13 protein-coding genes are annotated in these 16664 nt (G+C 58.5%); 2 read left to right on the top strand and 11 right to left on the bottom strand.

The window, feature by feature from the left end; genetic code table 11:
* Positions 1-147: 147 nt before the first annotated feature.
* From lpdA to sdhC, 7 genes are all read right to left on the bottom strand, one after another.
* Positions 148-1584 carry a dihydrolipoyl dehydrogenase gene (gene lpdA, locus BFQ03_RS15640; RefSeq protein ID WP_032859179.1) on the bottom strand — a complete coding sequence of 479 codons (1437 nt, stop codon included), beginning with the start codon at positions 1582-1584 and terminating at the stop codon, positions 148-150.
* Between the two features lie 97 nt (positions 1585-1681).
* The gene (gene odhB, locus BFQ03_RS15635) at positions 1682-2905 is read right to left on the bottom strand and encodes a 2-oxoglutarate dehydrogenase complex dihydrolipoyllysine-residue succinyltransferase (RefSeq protein WP_032859178.1); all 1224 of its coding nucleotides are present in this window, start codon (positions 2903-2905) and stop codon (positions 1682-1684) included.
* Between the two features lie 44 nt (positions 2906-2949).
* The gene (locus tag BFQ03_RS15630; protein WP_032859176.1) at positions 2950-5781 is read right to left on the bottom strand and encodes a 2-oxoglutarate dehydrogenase E1 component; all 2832 of its coding nucleotides are present in this window, start codon (positions 5779-5781) and stop codon (positions 2950-2952) included.
* 260 nt (positions 5782-6041) lie between these two features.
* Entirely contained in the window at positions 6042-6746 is a 705-nt protein-coding gene (locus tag BFQ03_RS15625; protein WP_029292674.1) for a succinate dehydrogenase iron-sulfur subunit, read from the bottom strand.
* Between the two features lie 11 nt (positions 6747-6757).
* Positions 6758-8530 (bottom strand): succinate dehydrogenase flavoprotein subunit, encoded by a 1773-nt coding sequence (gene sdhA / locus BFQ03_RS15620; protein WP_032859173.1) that lies wholly within the window; start codon positions 8528-8530, stop codon positions 6758-6760.
* A 3-nt stretch (positions 8531-8533) separates the two neighbouring features.
* Positions 8534-8902, bottom strand: a complete 369-nt coding sequence (sdhD, locus tag BFQ03_RS15615; RefSeq protein WP_029292670.1) for a succinate dehydrogenase, hydrophobic membrane anchor protein — start codon at positions 8900-8902, stop codon at positions 8534-8536.
* Entirely contained in the window at positions 8896-9270 is a 375-nt protein-coding gene (gene sdhC / locus BFQ03_RS15610; RefSeq protein WP_003172804.1) for a succinate dehydrogenase, cytochrome b556 subunit, read from the bottom strand. The genes sdhD and sdhC overlap by 7 nt, the downstream gene beginning before the upstream one ends.
* 364 nt (positions 9271-9634) lie before the next feature.
* Between sdhC and gltA the strand changes: the two genes are divergently transcribed.
* Entirely contained in the window at positions 9635-10924 is a 1290-nt protein-coding gene (gene gltA, locus BFQ03_RS15605) for a citrate synthase (RefSeq protein WP_003222994.1), read from the top strand.
* A gap of 245 nt (positions 10925-11169) precedes the next feature.
* Here the strand turns inward: gltA and BFQ03_RS15600 are convergent, their stop codons facing one another.
* The 3 genes from BFQ03_RS15600 to BFQ03_RS15590 form a co-directional block, all read right to left on the bottom strand.
* Entirely contained in the window at positions 11170-12828 is a 1659-nt protein-coding gene (locus BFQ03_RS15600; RefSeq protein WP_032859168.1) for a cation acetate symporter, read from the bottom strand.
* On the bottom strand, positions 12825-13136 hold the full coding sequence (locus BFQ03_RS15595) for a DUF485 domain-containing protein (RefSeq protein ID WP_032859167.1): 312 nt from the start codon (positions 13134-13136) through the stop codon (positions 12825-12827). The genes BFQ03_RS15600 and BFQ03_RS15595 overlap by 4 nt, the downstream gene beginning before the upstream one ends.
* A 241-nt stretch (positions 13137-13377) precedes the next feature.
* On the bottom strand, positions 13378-14229 hold the full coding sequence (locus tag BFQ03_RS15590) for a glycine betaine ABC transporter substrate-binding protein (protein WP_032859165.1): 852 nt from the start codon (positions 14227-14229) through the stop codon (positions 13378-13380).
* Between the two features lie 273 nt (positions 14230-14502).
* Between BFQ03_RS15590 and BFQ03_RS15585 the strand changes: the two genes are divergently transcribed.
* Complete coding sequence (locus BFQ03_RS15585; protein WP_032859162.1) at positions 14503-16056, top strand: glycoside hydrolase family 17 protein; 1554 nt, start codon at positions 14503-14505, stop codon at positions 16054-16056.
* An 87-nt stretch (positions 16057-16143) separates the two neighbouring features.
* On the opposite strand, the gene BFQ03_RS15580 is transcribed toward BFQ03_RS15585, so the two are convergent.
* Positions 16144-16512, bottom strand: coding sequence for a hypothetical protein (locus tag BFQ03_RS15580; protein WP_032859161.1), 369 nt, complete (start codon positions 16510-16512; stop codon positions 16144-16146).
* Between the last annotated feature and the right edge of the window lie 152 nt (positions 16513-16664).

Below are 16664 nucleotides of genomic sequence, written 5' to 3'. Positions count from 1 at the left end.
CGCGCCACCTGTGACTGCTGCTTGCCCAGCTTCATCGCCCTAAGGCCGGCAAAGCTGCGCAAGACTGCGTCCAGCGGATATTCCGCGGTGAGTCTTGCGCGCAAGGCTCACGACGGGCAACTCCGCCGTGGTTTCTTATTATCTCGCTTAGCGCTTCTTGCGGTTGGCGATGTGGATGGCGCCGCCATTCACAGCCAACGCTGCTTCGTGCAACGCTTCGGACAGGGTCGGATGGGAGAAGACCATCATGCCCAGGTCTTCGGCACTGGTGCCGAATTCCATACCGATAGCGCCTTGCTGAACCAGTTCTGCAGCGCTTGGGCCAATCACGTGGACGCCCAATACGCGGTCAGTCTTGGCATCAGCGATGACTTTGACAAAACCGCCAGTGTCGTTTGCTGCCATGGCACGGCCAGAAGCGGCAAACGGGAAGGTGCCGACGTTAACTTCAACGCCTTCAGCTTTCAACTGCTGTTCGTTCTTGCCGACCCATGCGATTTCCGGGTGGGTGTAGATAACCGAAGGGATCAGGTCGTAGTTCATCTGGGTCTTGTGACCTTTGATGCGCTCAACCACCATGATGCCTTCTTCGGATGCCTTGTGCGCCAGCATCATGCCGCGAACCACGTCACCGATGGCGTAGACGCCAGGAACGGTGGTAGCGCAGTGATCGTCGACATGGACAAAGCCACGCTCGTCGATGGTCACGCCGCTGTCAGCTGCCAACAGATCAGTGGTCACTGGACGGCGACCAACGGCAACAATCAGCTTGTCGAAAGTGATGGTCTGCTCGCCATCCTTGTCGGTGTAGGTCACGACCACTTCTTCGCCGTTGACTTTCGAACCGGTCACGCGTGCGCCCAGCTTGATGTCCAGACCTTGTTTGGTCAGGGTTTTCAGCGCTTCTTTGGACACCGCAGTGTCGGCAGCCAGCAGGAACGTGTCCAGGGCTTCCAGCACGGTCACTTCGGAACCCAGGCGGGACCAGACGGAACCCAGTTCCAGGCCGATCACGCCAGCGCCGATCACGCCCAGGCGTTTTGGTACCGATTGGAATTCCAGGGCGCCGGTCGAATCAACGATCACGTTCTGGTCAACTGGAGCCGGTGGAATGTCGATCGGACGCGAACCTGGAGCCAGGATCACGTTCTCGGCTTCGATGATTTCGGTCGAACCGTCTGGCTTGGTGATTTCAACTTTCTTGCCGGCCAGCAGTTTGCCGTGACCTTGCAGGGAAGTGACGCCATTGGCCTTGAACAGGGTAGCAACGCCAGAGGTCAGGCCTTTGACGATGTTGGCCTTGCGGCCGACCATTGCTGGCACGTCCATGGTCACGCCAGCGTGGTTGATGCCGTGGATGGCAAAACCGTCCTGGGCTTCGTGGAATTTCCAGGAGCTGTCCAGCAGCGCCTTGGAAGGAATGCAGCCAACGTTCAGGCAGGTACCGCCCAGCGCCAGTTTGCCTTCCTTGTCGGTGTATTTTTCGATGCAAGCAGTCGAGAGGCCCAGTTGAGCGGCCTTGATGGCGGCAACGTAGCCGCCAGGGCCCGCACCAATCACTACAACGTCAAATTTCTGCGACATGAAAAAAAATCCTCTTTAGCAAAAAAGCTTCAAGCCCGAGCCACAAGCCAGGCTGCAATTGCTTGCAGCTTGAAACTTGCAGCTCACGGCCGCTTTATCAGATATCCAGCAGCAGACGAGCTGGATCTTCCAGCAGGTTCTTGATGGTCACCAGGAAAGTCACGGCTTCTTTACCATCGATCAGGCGGTGATCGTAGGACAGTGCCAGGTACATCATCGGACGAATCACGACCTGGCCATTGATGGCCATCGGACGCTGGATGATGTTGTGCATGCCCAGGATCGCAGCTTGCGGCGGGTTGACGATCGGGGTCGACATCATCGAACCGAAAGTACCACCGTTGGTGATCGTGAAGGTACCGCCGGTCATCTCGTCGATGGTCAGCTTGCCGTCACGGGCCTTCTTGCCGAAGCCGGCGATGCCGCCTTCGATTTCAGCCAGGCTCATCAGCTCGGCGTTACGCAGGACCGGTACCACCAGGCCACGGTCGCTGGAGACGGCAACGCCGACGTCCGCATAGCCGTGGTAGACGATGTCGCTGCCGTCGATGGAAGCGTTGACTGCCGGGAAGCGCTTGAGTGCTTCGGTGGCCGCTTTCACGAAGAACGACATGAAGCCCAGGCGTACGCCGTTGTGGGACTTCTCGAACAGATCCTTGTACTTCGAACGCAGGGCCATGACTTCAGTCATGTCGACTTCGTTGAAAGTGGTCAGCATCGCCATGTTCGACTGTGCTTCAACCAGGCGCTTGGCCACGGTGGCACGCACGCGGGTCATCGGTACGCGCTTCTCGGTGCGGTCGCCAGCAGCGAACACAGGAGCAGCGGCAGCCGGGGCAGCAGCCTTGGCAGGTGCGGCAGCCGGGGCGTTTTTCTTGGCTTCAACAGCGGCAACCACGTCTTCCTTGGTCACACGGCCGTCTTTGCCGGTGCCCTTGATGGAAGCCAGGTTGATGCCGTTTTCTTCAGCCAACTGACGCGCAGCCGGTGCAGCGATTGGATCTTCACCACCCGCGGCCGGAGCGGCAGCAGCAGGTGCGGCAGCCGGAGCAGCAGCGGCGGCTGGAGCGGCGGCAGCAGCACTGCCCGCTTCGATCGAACCCAGTACCTGGTTGGACAGGACGGTAGCGCCCTCTTCAGCAATGATGGCGCCCAGGACGCCGTCGGCTTCGGCCAACACTTCCAGTACAACCTTGTCGGTCTCGATGTCGACGATCAGGTCGTCACGCTTGACGGCCTCACCTGGTTTCTTGTGCCAGGTGGCAACGGTGCCATCGGCAACCGATTCCGGGAATGACGGGGCTTTGATTTCGATAGCCATTATCTGTGGGTCCTTAAAATTCGGTTTCAGTCAGCGCGAAGGCGTTAAACAGTGAAAGCATCTTGCAGCAGTTTTTCCTGCTGCTCGGCGTGCATCGATGCATAACCACAAGCAGGTGCAGCAGAAGCATCACGACCGGCGTACTCCAGGCCCAGGGCCTTGTTGTGGTTGCCGATGCTGCGACGCAGGTGATGCTGGCTGCTGTACCACGCGCCCTGGTTCATCGGTTCTTCCTGACACCACACCACATTGGTGAGGTTGGTGTAAGGCGCAATGGCCTCCATCAGGTCATCTTCCGGGAACGGGTAAAGCTGCTCGATACGCACGATGGCGATGTCTTCGCGGCCTTCGGCACGACGTTTTTCCAGCAAGTCGTAGTAAACCTTGCCGCTGCACAGGATCAGGCGAGTGACCTTGGCCGCGTCCAGGGTGTCGATTTCCGGAATAACGGTCTGGAACGAACCATCGGCCAGATCTTCCAGGGTCGAGATGGCCAATTTGTGACGCAACAGCGATTTCGGGGTCAACACTACCAGCGGCTTGCGCAGCGGGCGGATCACCTGGCGACGCAGCAAGTGGTAGATCTGGGCCGGGGTAGTCGGCACGCACACCTGGATGTTGTGCTCGGCGCACAATTGCAGGTAACGCTCCAGACGGGCCGAGGAGTGCTCCGGACCCTGACCTTCATAACCGTGTGGCAGCAACATGGTCAGACCGCACAGGCGGCCCCACTTGTGCTCGCCGCTGGTGATGAACTGGTCGATAACCACCTGGGCACCGTTGGCGAAGTCGCCGAACTGGGCTTCCCAGATCACCAACGCGTTTGGCGTAGTGGTCGAGTAACCGTATTCGAACGCCAGTACGGCTTCTTCAGACAGGAACGAATCGTACAGGTCGAAACGTGGCTGACCTTCGTACAAGTGCTGCAGCGGGATGTAGGTCCCCGCGTCTTTCTGGTTGTGCAATACCGCGTGACGGTGCGAGAACGTACCACGGCCAATGTCCTGGCCGGTCATGCGGATCGGGTGACCTTCGAACGCCAGGGTCGCGTATGCCATGGTTTCGGCATAACCCCAGTTGATCGGCAGGCCGCCGGCTTGCATCTTCTGACGGTCTTCGTAGATCTTCGCAACCTGGCGCTGCACCACGAAGCCATCCGGAATTTCCAGCAGCTTGGCGGACAGTTCCTGCAGGGTCTTCAGATCGAACGAGGTGTCGTGACGCGCAGTCCAGGCGTGGCCCAGGTATGGACGCCAGTCCACGAACAGCTCTTTGTTCGGTTCTTTGACCAGGCTTTTTACTACATGCAGACCGTTGTCCAGCGCGTTGCGGTATTCATCGATTTTCGCCTGAACACGCGCTTCATCCAGCACGCCGGCCTTGGTCAGGCTTTCGGCGTACAGCTCACGGGTGGTGCGCTGCTTGGAGATCTGCTGGTACATCAACGGTTGGGTGCCGCTCGGCTCATCCGCTTCGTTGTGACCGCGACGGCGGTAGCAGACCAGGTCGATGACCACGTCACGCTTGAACTGCATGCGGTAGTCAATGGCCAGTTGGGTCACGAACAACACGGCTTCCGGATCATCCCCATTCACATGGAGGATCGGCGCCTGGATCATCTTGGCAACGTCGGTCGCGTACTCGGTAGAGCGCGCGTCCAGCGGGTTGCTGATGGTGAAGCCCACCTGGTTGTTGATGACGATGTGGATCGTACCGCCGGTCTTGAAGCCGCGGGTCTGCGACATCTGGAACGTTTCCAGGACCACGCCTTGACCGGCGAATGCCGCGTCACCGTGGATGGAAATCGGCAGGACCTTCTCACCGGTGGAATCGTTGCGACGATCCTGGCGAGCACGTACAGAACCCTCGACCACTGGAGAAACGATTTCCAGGTGGGATGGGTTGAACGCCATGGCCAGGTGAACTTCACCGCCGGTGGTCATCACGTTGGACGAGAAGCCCTGGTGGTATTTAACGTCACCGGAACCCAGCTCGACCTTCTTCTTGCCTTCGAACTCGTCGAACAGCTCGCGCGGGTTCTTGCCGAAGGTGTTGACCAACACGTTCAGGCGACCACGGTGAGCCATGCCGATCACGATTTCCTTGGTGCCGTAGGAACCGGAACGCTGGATCAACTCGTCGAGCATCGGAATCAGGCTTTCGCCGCCTTCCAGGCCGAAACGCTTGGTGCCCGGGTATTTGGTGCCCAGGTATTTCTCAAGGCCTTCGGCAGCGGTTACGCGCTCAAGCAGGTGACCGCGCACATCGGCGGACAGCACCGGACGCCCACGCACGCCTTCAAGGCGATGCTGGAACCAGTGGCGCTGCTCGGAATCGGTGATGTGCGTGAATTCAGCGCCGATGGTGCGGCAATATGTCTGCTGCAACGCTTCGTGAATTTCGCGTAGGCTCGCTTCCTCTTTGCCGATGAACAGGTCGCCGGCACGGAAGGTCGTATCAAGATCGGCATTGGTCAAGCCGTAGTGATTGATCGACAGGTCTGCAGGTGCAGGACGCTGCCACAGCCCCAGCGGGTCAAGCTGGGCTGCCTGGTGGCCACGCATACGGTAGGCCTGGATCAGTCGCAATACTTCAACTTGCTTCTTCTCGTGCTCACTGCTCACGCTCCCGGCGGAAACCGGTTGGGCGCGGCGCTGGTTCTTTGCCAGCAGCACAAATTGATCGCGAATTGTTGCATGCGATACATCGGTGGCAGCGTTGCCGTCTGAAGACAACGTCTGAAATTTGGTGCGCCATTCTTCTGGCACAGCGTTAGGGTCGTGCAGGTAGAGCTCATAAAGCTCTTCCACATAGGCAGCGTTACCACCTGAAAGATAGCCGCTGTTCCACATGCGCTGCATCACGCTTTCTTGCATGCTTGGTCACCCTCGATTTGGGGACACCACCGGCGAAAACACCGAGTTTGCTTGCAAAAGGCCAAGTGCAGCGACCAAAACAAGCCACTTAGGATCACGCTGATAGTTCGGGTACCAACCCGAATGCCCCTGCTTGTCTCATTTCTTCAAAATAAGAGCTGCGGCTTTGTAAGTCGCTGCTCAAGTTAAAACTACGGCGCCGGTTGAAGCCTGCGCCGTAGCATTTACGGGCACAACGGTCCTGCTTTTGCTACAACGTCTTACACGCCGCTCTGCAGCAGCATGTTACGGATGTGACCAATGGCCTTAGTCGGGTTCAGGCCTTTAGGACATACGTTGACGCAGTTCATGATCCCGCGGCAGCGGAATACGCTGAACGGGTCATCCAGTGAAGCCAGACGCTCGGACGTCTTGGTGTCACGGCTGTCTGCCAGGAAGCGATAGGCTTGCAGCAGTGCAGCTGGACCCAGGAACTTGTCCGGGTTCCACCAGAAGGACGGGCAAGAGGTCGAGCAGCAAGCGCACAGGATGCACTCGTACAGACCGTCGAGCTTCTCGCGCTCTTCCGGGGACTGCAGACGCTCGATGGCCGGAGCCGGCGTGTCGTTCTGCAGGAATGGCTTAACCTTCTCGTATTGCTTGTAGAAGATGCTCATATCGACGACCAGGTCACGGATAACCGGCAAACCTGGCAGCGGACGTACAACGAGCTTGCCCTTCTTGACCACGGCAGACAGCGGCGTGACGCAAGCCAGGCCGTTTTTGCCGTTGATGTTCATACCGTCGGAACCACAGACACCTTCACGGCAAGAGCGACGATAGGAGAAACCTTCGTCCTGCTCTTTGATCAGGGCCAGCACATCCAGCACCATCAGGTCTTTACCACCGGTATCGACCTCAAATTCCTGCATGAACGGCGCGGCGTCCTGATCAGGGTTGTAGCGATAAACACTGACTTTCAACATGGCAGCCACCCTTAGTAAGTCCGAATCTTCGGTTCAAACGTCGGAACCGTCTTCGGCGAGAAGTTCACGGCACGCTTGGTTACACGCTTGTCACCCGGGAAGTACAGGGTGTGGCACAACCAGTTTTCGTCATCGCGATCTTCAAAGTCTTCACGAGCGTGGGCACCACGGGATTCTTTACGAACCTCGGCGGCAATCGCAGTCGCTTCAGCCACTTCCAGCAGGTTTTGCAGCTCAAGGGCTTCGATACGAGCGGTGTTGAACGCCTGGCTCTTATCGTTGATCTTGACGTTGGCAATCCGCTTGCGCAGGTCAGCCAGCTGGGCAATACCCTTCTGCATGTATTCGCCAGTACGGAATACACCGAAGTAGTTCTGCATGCAGTTTTGCAGCTCGCGACGCAGGGTTGCCACATCTTCGCCATCAGTGCGCTCGTTCAGCGCGTTCAGACGCGCCAGGGCAGCTTCAATGTTGGCGTCGGTGGCGTCATCGTATTCGATGCCGTCGGTCAGGGCTTTTTCCAGGTGCAGGCCGGCAGCACGACCGAATACCACCAGGTCGAGCAGCGAGTTGCCGCCCAGGCGGTTGGCACCGTGAACCGATACGCAAGCCACTTCGCCTACCGCGAACAGACCATGAATGATCTCGTCCACGCCTTCGGCGTTCTGGGTGATTGCCTGGCCGTGAATGTTGGTCGGCACGCCGCCCATCATATAGTGGCAAGTTGGAACTACTGGAACCGGAGCAACCACCGGGTCAACGTGTGCGAAAGTCTTGGACAGTTCGCAGATACCTGGCAGGCGGCTATGCAGCACTTCCTCACCCAGGTGATCAAGCTTCAGCATCACGTGGTCGCCGTTCGGACCGCAACCGTTGCCAGCGATGATTTCTTTAACCATCGAACGGGCAACCACGTCACGACCAGCAAGGTCCTTGGCGTTCGGAGCATAACGCTCCATGAAACGCTCGCCGTGCTTGTTGATCAGGTAACCACCTTCACCACGGCACCCTTCTGTAACCAGTACACCGGCGCCGGCGATGCCGGTTGGGTGGAACTGCCACATTTCGATGTCTTGCACCGGTACGCCAGCACGCAGGGCCATGCCAACGCCGTCGCCGGTGTTGATCAGGGCGTTGGTGGTCGACGCGTAGATACGACCTGCACCGCCAGTCGCCAGAACGGTAGCCTTGGCGCGGATGTAGGTGGTTTCACCGGTTTCGATGCAGATCGCGATCACACCGACGAACTCGCCTTGCGCGTTCTTGACCAGGTCTACCGCGTAGTACTCGTTCAGGAACGTGGTGCCGGCTTTCAGGTTACCCTGATAAAGGGTGTGCAGCAGGGCGTGACCGGTACGGTCGGATGCTGCGCAGGTACGTGCAGCCTGGCCGCCTTTGCCGTAGTCCTTGGACTGGCCGCCGAATGGACGCTGGTAGATACGACCTTGCTCGGTACGGGAGAACGGCAGACCCATGTGGTCCAGTTCGAACACCGCGGCCGGGCCTTCCTGACACATGTACTCGATAGCGTCCTGGTCACCGATGTAGTCGGAACCCTTGACGGTATCGTACATGTGCCAGCGCCAGTCATCGTTCGGGTCAGCAGATGCGATGGCGCAGGTGATGCCACCCTGGGCCGATACGGTGTGGGAACGGGTCGGGAACACCTTGGTGATCACGGCCGTCTTGTGACCGCCCTGGGCCAGCTGCAGCGCGGCGCGCATGCCGGCGCCGCCGCCACCAATAATGATGGCGTCAAAAGAAATCGTTGGAATGTTAGCCATGAATCAGATACCCCAGAGAATCTGCACACCCCAGACGAAGTAAGCGAACATCGCGACGCCGCATACTGCCTGGAAAAGGAAACGTACTGCAGTCGCGGACTTGCCCAGCGCCATCGGCGTCAGGTAGTCGGTCGCGATGGTCCACATGCCGACCCAGGCGTGAGCGCCCAGGGCCACAAGGGCGAGCAGACTGAAGATACGCATCCCGTTGTGGGAGAACAGACCATGCCATTGGGCGTAGCCAATGCCAGGGTTTGCAACGAGGTACCCGATCAGGAAAATGAAATAAGCCGCGAGAACGACCGCAGACACACGCTGCGCCATCCAGTCATAGAGGCCCGAACGCGAAAGGTTCGTAACGCTGGTTACCATATCCAAACTCCTGCCAGAACGATCAGCACCACGGAAATGGCGATGATGATTTTCGAGCCCAGGCGGCCGCCTTCCAGCGTCTCACCGATGCCCATGTCCATGATCAAGTGGCGCACACCGGCTACCAGGTGATACAGCAGAGCGGACAGGAGGCCCCATGCTACGAACTTGGCCAGCGGGCTGGTCAAGCATGCCTTCACCTCGGCGTATCCTTCCTCGGAACCCAGGGATTTGCTCAATGCATAAAGCATGATGCCCAAGCCCAGGAACAGGATGATGCCGGAAACACGGTGCAGGAACGACGTAACGCCGGTGATGGGGAGTTTGATGGTCCTTAGGTCTAGGTTTACAGGTCGTTGGCTATTCACGGCTTTTTTTCACACTGAAGAGCCCCTAACAATCAGGGCAAAGTTGTTGGGGAGTGCACTGGTCAGGTAAGCACCACCCAGGGAGTGCGACCCCCAATGAAAGCAAGCCCAAAAGCCCTTGGCGGTCGGTGGCCGAGTATAGACAGTTAGGCTACTAATGACAACGCGCGCTCCTCACCCTAATAGCTGATTGCGCTGACGGGATAAAAGGCGTAAACGGCAGGCAATTTCGAGGAAAAAGTACGGTTAAAGCCTTCTGGGGCAAGACTTTAGGCAAATTGACATCTGGATTTATATCAATATAGTGGTGCGGGCCCTGCGTGGGGGGTCTGTCTGATGATTTGAAGCATAAATAGGAGGCCACATGGCTGACAAAAAAGCGCAGTTGATCATCGAGGGCGCAGCCCCCGTCGAGCTGCCCATTTTAACCGGCACCGTTGGTCCCGATGTTATCGACGTACGGGGCCTGACGGCCACGGGCCGTTTCACTTTCGACCCTGGCTTCATGTCGACCGCCTCTTGCGAGTCGAAGATTACCTATATCGATGGCGATAATGGCATTCTGCTACATCGCGGCTACCCGATCGAACAACTGGCCGAGAAATCGGACTACCTGGAAACCTGCTACCTGCTGCTAAATGGCGAATTGCCAACAGCTGAGCAAAAGGCCCAGTTTGTCAGCACCGTGAAGAACCACACCATGGTTCATGAGCAGTTGAAGACTTTCTTCAACGGCTTCCGTCGCGACGCCCACCCGATGGCCGTCATGTGCGGCGTAGTCGGCGCCCTGTCGGCCTTCTATCACGACTCCCTGGACATCAATAACCCGCAGCATCGCGAAATCTCCGCGATCCGCCTGGTTGCCAAGATGCCAACCCTGGCCGCAATGGTTTACAAGTACTCCATGGGCCAGCCCATGATGTACCCGCGCAACGACCTGACGTACGCGGAAAACTTCCTGCACATGATGTTCAACACCCCGTGCGAGATCAAACCGATCAGCCCGGTGCTGGCCAAGGCCATGGATCGGATCTTCATCCTCCATGCCGACCACGAACAGAACGCCTCGACGTCCACCGTACGCCTGGCAGGTTCTTCGGGTGCCAACCCGTTCGCCTGTATCGCCGCCGGTATCGCTGCTCTGTGGGGCCCTGCCCACGGCGGTGCGAACGAAGCCGTATTGACCATGCTCGATGAAATCGGCGATGTGTCCAACATCGACAAGTTCATCGCCAAGGCCAAGGACAAGAACGATCCGTTCAAGTTGATGGGCTTCGGTCACCGGGTCTACAAGAACCGCGACCCACGCGCCACCGTAATGAAGCAGACCTGCGACGAAGTGTTGAAGGAACTGGGCATCAACAACGATCCGCAACTCGAACTGGCCATGCGCCTGGAAGAGATCGCGCTGACCGACCCGTACTTCATCGAACGCTCGCTGTACCCGAACGTCGACTTCTACTCGGGGATCATCCTCAAGGCGATCGGCATTCCAACCAGCATGTTCACCGTGATCTTCGCCCTGGCGCGGACCGTGGGCTGGATCTCCCACTGGAAAGAAATGCTCTCCAGCCCGTACAAGATTGGCCGCCCGCGCCAGCTGTACACCGGCTACGAGTCGCGTGACATTACCAAGCTGGAAGACCGCAAGTAAGCATTCAACTGCTTAGTTGCATTGAGAACGGCCTCCCTTAGTGGAGGCCGTTTTTGTTTGTGCTGCCTGACCTACCGTTTTCGCGAGCAAGCCCGCTCCCACAGTTGACCGTGTACATCCTTTGAAATGCGGTCAACTGTGGGAGCGGGCTTGCTCGCGAAAGCAATACCCCAGGCAACACAGAACCCCAGGCAAAAAAAATGCCCCGGCCTTTCGACCGGGGCATTTCTTATTGAGCGACAACCTTAGTGATTAACCGCCCCGCTCGCCCCCAGACCAGTCTGTGAACGCACAAACTGCGGGAAGTACAGCGCACGCTCTTTCACCGCCGCCGCCGATTTGTCGGTGATGGAGAAAAACCAGATACCGACGAACGCAATGATCATCGAGAACAACGCCGGGTACTCGTACGGGAAGATCGCCTTTTCATGGTGCAGGATCGAGACCCAGATGGTCGGGCCAAGGATCATCAGGCCTACGGCACTGACCAGGCCCAGCCAACCGCCAATCATTGCGCCACGGGTGGTGAGGTTTTTCCAGTACATGGAAAGCAGCAGCACCGGGAAGTTACAGCTGGCCGCGATGGAGAATGCCAGGCCGACCATAAACGCAATGTTCTGGCTTTCGAACAGGATACCCAAGCCAATCGCCAGGACAGCCAGGGCGATGGTGGTGATTTTCGAGACGCGAATCTCATCCTTCTCGTTGGCCTTGCCTTTCTTGATCACGCTGGCATACAGGTCATGGGACACCGCCGAAGCACCCGCCAGGGTCAGACCGGCAACCACTGCCAGGATGGTGGCAAACGCCACGGCCGAGATGAAGCCCAGGAAGATACTGCCGCCCACCGCATTGGCCAGGTGCACCGCCGCCATGTTGTTGCCGCCCAACAGAGCGCCTGCTGCATCCTTGAACGCCGGGTTGGTGCTGACCAGCAGAATCGCGCCGAAGCCGATGATAAAGGTCAGGATATAGAAGTAGCCGATGAAGCCTGTGGCATACAGCACGCTCTTGCGGGCTTCTTTAGCGTCACTCACGGTGAAGAAGCGCATCAGGATGTGTGGCAGGCCAGCGGTACCGAACATCAGGGCCAGGCCGAGGGAGAACGCCGAAATCGGGTCTTTCACCAGGCCGCCGGGGCTCATGATCGCCTCACCTTTAGGGTGAACCTTGATCGCCTCGGAGAACAGCATGTTGAAGTCGAAGTTGACGTGTTTCATCACCATCAGCGCCATGAACGAAGCACCGGACAGCAGCAACACTGCCTTGATGATCTGTACCCACGTGGTTGCCAGCATGCCGCCGAACAAGACATAGAGGCACATCAGGATACCCACCAGGATCACCGCAACATGGTAATCAAGGCCGAACAGCAGCTGGATCAGCTTGCCCGCGCCAACCATCTGCGCGATCAGGTAGAACGCCACCACCACCAGCGAACCACAGGCCGACAGGCTGCGGATCTGGGTCTGCCCGAGGCGATAGGACGCCACGTCAGCGAAGGTGTACTTGCCCAGGTTACGCAGGCGCTCGGCGATCAGGAACAGAATGATCGGCCAGCCCACCAGGAAGCCGATCGAGTAGATCAGGCCATCGTAGCCAGAGGTGAATACCAGCGCGGAAATCCCCAGGAAAGATGCCGCCGACATGTAGTCGCCGGCAATCGCCAGGCCGTTCTGGAAACCGGTGATCTTGCCGCCGGCCGCATAGTAGTCAGCCGCCGAATTGTTACGTTTGGACGCCCAATAGGTAATGCACAAGGTAGCGCCGACGAAGGCGACAAACATCACGATAGCCGCGACATTCAACGGTTGCTTGTGCACTTCACCCGTCAATGCGTCCGCCGCCCAAACGGCAGGAGCAAACAGCGAAGCGCCGAATACAGCCAATAGACGACGGATCATTGCGCAGCCTCCTTGAGAATCGCATTGTTCAGGTCGTCGAATTCGCCGTTGGCGCGTCGCACATAGATGCCTGTGAGCACAAAGGCCGAGACAATCAGGCCGATCCCGATCGGGATTCCCCAGGTTATGGACGATTCAGGGCTGATCTTGGCTCCCAGAACTTGTGGTCCATAGGCAATCAACAGGATGAATCCGGAGTACAGCCCAAGCATGATCGCCGAGAGAATCCAGGCGAACTTTTCCCTTTTACTGACCAGCTCCTTGAAGCGCGGGCTGTTTTGAATCGAGAGGTAAATGCTGTCGTTCATTGTTTTTATCCTCGCAGCACAGCTTTTTTATTATTGGAACATATCCACTGTATGCGGCTGCGGGAGAGGTTCCAGACGACCTTAGTCTTAGAACCCGTGTAGCGAGGGTTTACGGCGCGCCAGAAACAATTGTAGGAGCGAGCTTGCTCGCGAAAAACGTCAACGATAACGCGCACACCCTGGAGGATTGCGGCGTCTTTGCGTTCTTCGCGAGCAAGCTCGCTCCTACAGGTTTATCCGATTATTTGGCAGTCCACTCGGCCACACGCTCAGGGTGCTTGGCCACCCAATCCTTGGCCGCCACATCAGGCTTGGCACCTTCCTGGATCGCCAGCATGACTTCGCCGATTTCGTCCTTGGAGGCCCACTGGAATTTCTTCAGGAACGCCGCGACTTCCGGGGCTTTCTTTTCCAGGCCCTTGCTGCCGATGCTGTTGACGGTCTCGGCAGCACCATAAATGCCTTTTGGATCATCAAGGAAGCGCAGTTTCCACTTGGCGAACATCCAATGTGGCACCCAGCCAGTTACCGCGATGGAATCCTGTTTGTCTTCGGCGCGAGTCAATTCGGCGATCATGGCTGCGCCGGAGCTGGCTTGCAGCTTGTAGTCCAGGCCGTATTGCTTGATGGCTTCGTCAGTCTTGAGCATCACGCCTGAACCGGCATCGATGCCAACGATTTTGTTCTTGAAGGTGGTGTCGGTCTTCAAGTCCTCGATGGACTTGGCCTTGACGTACTCCGGTACGATCAAACCGATCTTCGCATCCTTGAAGTTGGGGCCGTAGTCGACCACTTTGTCCTTGTTCTTGGTCCAATACTCGCCGTGAGTCACCGGCAGCCAGGCCGAGAGCATCGCGTCGAGTTTGCCAGTGGCCACGCCCTGCCACATGATCCCGGTGGCGACCGCTTGCAGCTTCACGTCATAGCCGAGCTTTTGCTTGATCACTTCAGCTGCCACATGGGTGGTGGCAACGCTGTCCGACCAACCGTCCACATAACCGATGCTCAGGGTCTTGCTGTCGGCGCTGGCCAGCGTGGAACCCATCGCAACTACCAACGTGGCAGCTGCGCCCAAGAGTCGTCGCATCTTCATAGTGCATCCCCGAAAGTGCTGCGCCCGACGGATGCCGAGCGACGTCAACCTGTTGTTCTATGGTGCTGTTCGATCATCAACCCGCCGCCCCTGGCGACCTGCTCTGACTGCGACCTCGGGTAAGCAAGAAACGACATCAAGTTGCCAGCAGGACGAACTGTAGGAAATTCCGTCAAAATTCCGCCCGAACTTTGCATGTCAAAATTATGCGGCCCCACTGGAAACCGGCAAATACAGGTAAGATGCGCGGCTTTGCTCCCACACGGCCTGACCATGACCGCGACTGCCCGCTTCCCCTTCCTGCCTTATGTATTTGCCTTGCTGCTCGGCCTGTTTGCACTCGGCGGCTACTGGTACGGCCTTGGCCAGCCGGTGGTGCTGCCGGATGTGGCCAGCGCCAGCCACAAGCTGCAATGCGCGTCCTACACGCCATTCGACAAGGACCAATCGCCCTTCGACCAGCCGTTCAAACTGCGCCCCGAGCGCATGGACGCCGACCTGGCACTGCTGGCCACGCGTTTTGAGTGCATCCGCACCTACTCCATGACCGGCCTCGAAGCCCTGCCTGACCTGGCGCGCAAGCACGGCCTGAAGTTGATGATCGGCGCCTGGATCAACAGCAACCCGGTGGACAACGCCAAGGAAGTCGACCTGCTGATCGCCTCGGCCAATGCCAACCCCGACGTGGTCACGTCGGTGATCGTCGGCAATGAAGCCCTGCTACGCAAGGAAATCACCGCCACGCAGTTGGTGAAGCTGATCGCGAAGGTCAAAAGCCAGATCCAGCAGCCGGTCACCTACGCCGACGTCTGGGAGTTCTGGCTGCAACACCCGGAGATCGCCCCGGCAGTGGATTTCCTGACCATCCACCTGCTGCCGTACTGGGAAGATGACCCGGCGGGCATTGATCAGGCCCTGCGCCACGTCGGTGATATCCGCCAGACCTTCGGTAACCGCTTTGCGCCCAAGGACGTGATGATTGGCGAGACCGGCTGGCCCAGCGAAGGCCGCCAGCGCGAAACCGCCGTGCCGAGCCGGGTCAACGAAGCGAAGTTCATTCGCGGCTTTGTCGCCATGGCCGAAGCCAATGGCTGGCACTACAACCTGATCGAAGCCTTTGACCAGCCATGGAAACGCGCCAGCGAAGGTGCGGTTGGCGGCTACTGGGGACTGTTTGATGCCGATCGCCAGGACAAGGGCATTCTGGCCGGCCCGGTCACCAACGTGCCGTACTGGCCGGTGTGGCTGGGCGTTGGCGGGTTGATCCTGCTGGGTACCCTGGTGCTCGGCGGGCGTGTGCGCACGACCCGCTCTGCCCTGCTGCTGCCGTTACTCGGCGCAGTGGCCGCCGGTTCGATTGGCAGTTGGGCCGAACTGACCCGGTTGACCGCACGCTTCACCGATGAATGGATCTGGGCAGCACTGCTGCTGGCATTGAACCTGTTGGTGCTGGCACACGCCGCCCTGGCCTTGAGCGCTCGCCAGGGCTGGCGCGAGCGGGCCTTTGCCTGGCTGGAGCAACGCGCTGGCTGGCTGATAGCATTTGCCGGATTCGCCGCGGCGGTCATGATGCTGGCGCTGGTGTTCGACCCGCGCTACCGCAGCTTCCCCAGTGCAGCCCTACTGCTGCCAGCACTGGTCTACCTGCTGCGCCCTGTTACCGGGCCACGCCGGGAAATTGCCCTGCTGGCCTTCATCATCGGTGCCGGCATTGCGCCGCAGCTTTACCAAGAAGGGCTGATGAACCAGCAAGCGTTGGGCTGGGCATTGGTCAGTGGGTTGATGGTTGTTGCCCTGTGGCGTTGCCTGCGGGTGCGCAAGGCTTGAGATTGCTATCGCGAGCAATCCCGCTCCCACATTTGAATGTGTTCACAGATCAAAATGTGGGAGCGAGCTTGCTCGCCATTGGCCCTATCAGGCAGCCCGAAATTTCCTGACCAACCGCAACCCGGCAATCACCAACGCAAACACCGCAAAATTGGTGTTGTACAACGCCAACGCCGGAATCCCGAACGCCAACCCCAGCACCGCCAAGCCCCATCCGGCACGACCTGGCACAAAAAACGCCAGTACCGACGTGACCAACGCAGCCCAGCCCAACACCCGAAAGTGAATCATCAACCCCAGATTGGCGCGCAACTGGCATTCCCAACGGCTGGCGTCGTCAGCGCAGATGCCCACCCACTGCCCATCTTCCATGAACCCATAACGGGCGCCATAACTGGCGGCCAGCCATAACGGCACGGTCAACAGCAGCAGGATCAGCGGCAAACGAGGGGACATAAGGGCACTCCGATAGGCGAAAACGGCGCCCAGCTTAATCTCCCCGGGGCCATTGGCAAGGGCTGCACGCAGATAACTATTCATCAAAGCGTGCCAAAGTGTATCGTCTGGCTACTATTACCTCGATTCCTACGTTTTTTTCCGATATTTAG

The sequence above is a fragment of the Pseudomonas sp. 25 R 14 genome (assembly GCF_900004755.1).
GTDB lineage: Bacteria > Pseudomonadota > Gammaproteobacteria > Pseudomonadales > Pseudomonadaceae > Aquipseudomonas > Aquipseudomonas brenneri.
This window is presented reverse-complemented; position numbering and strand designations above follow the sequence as displayed.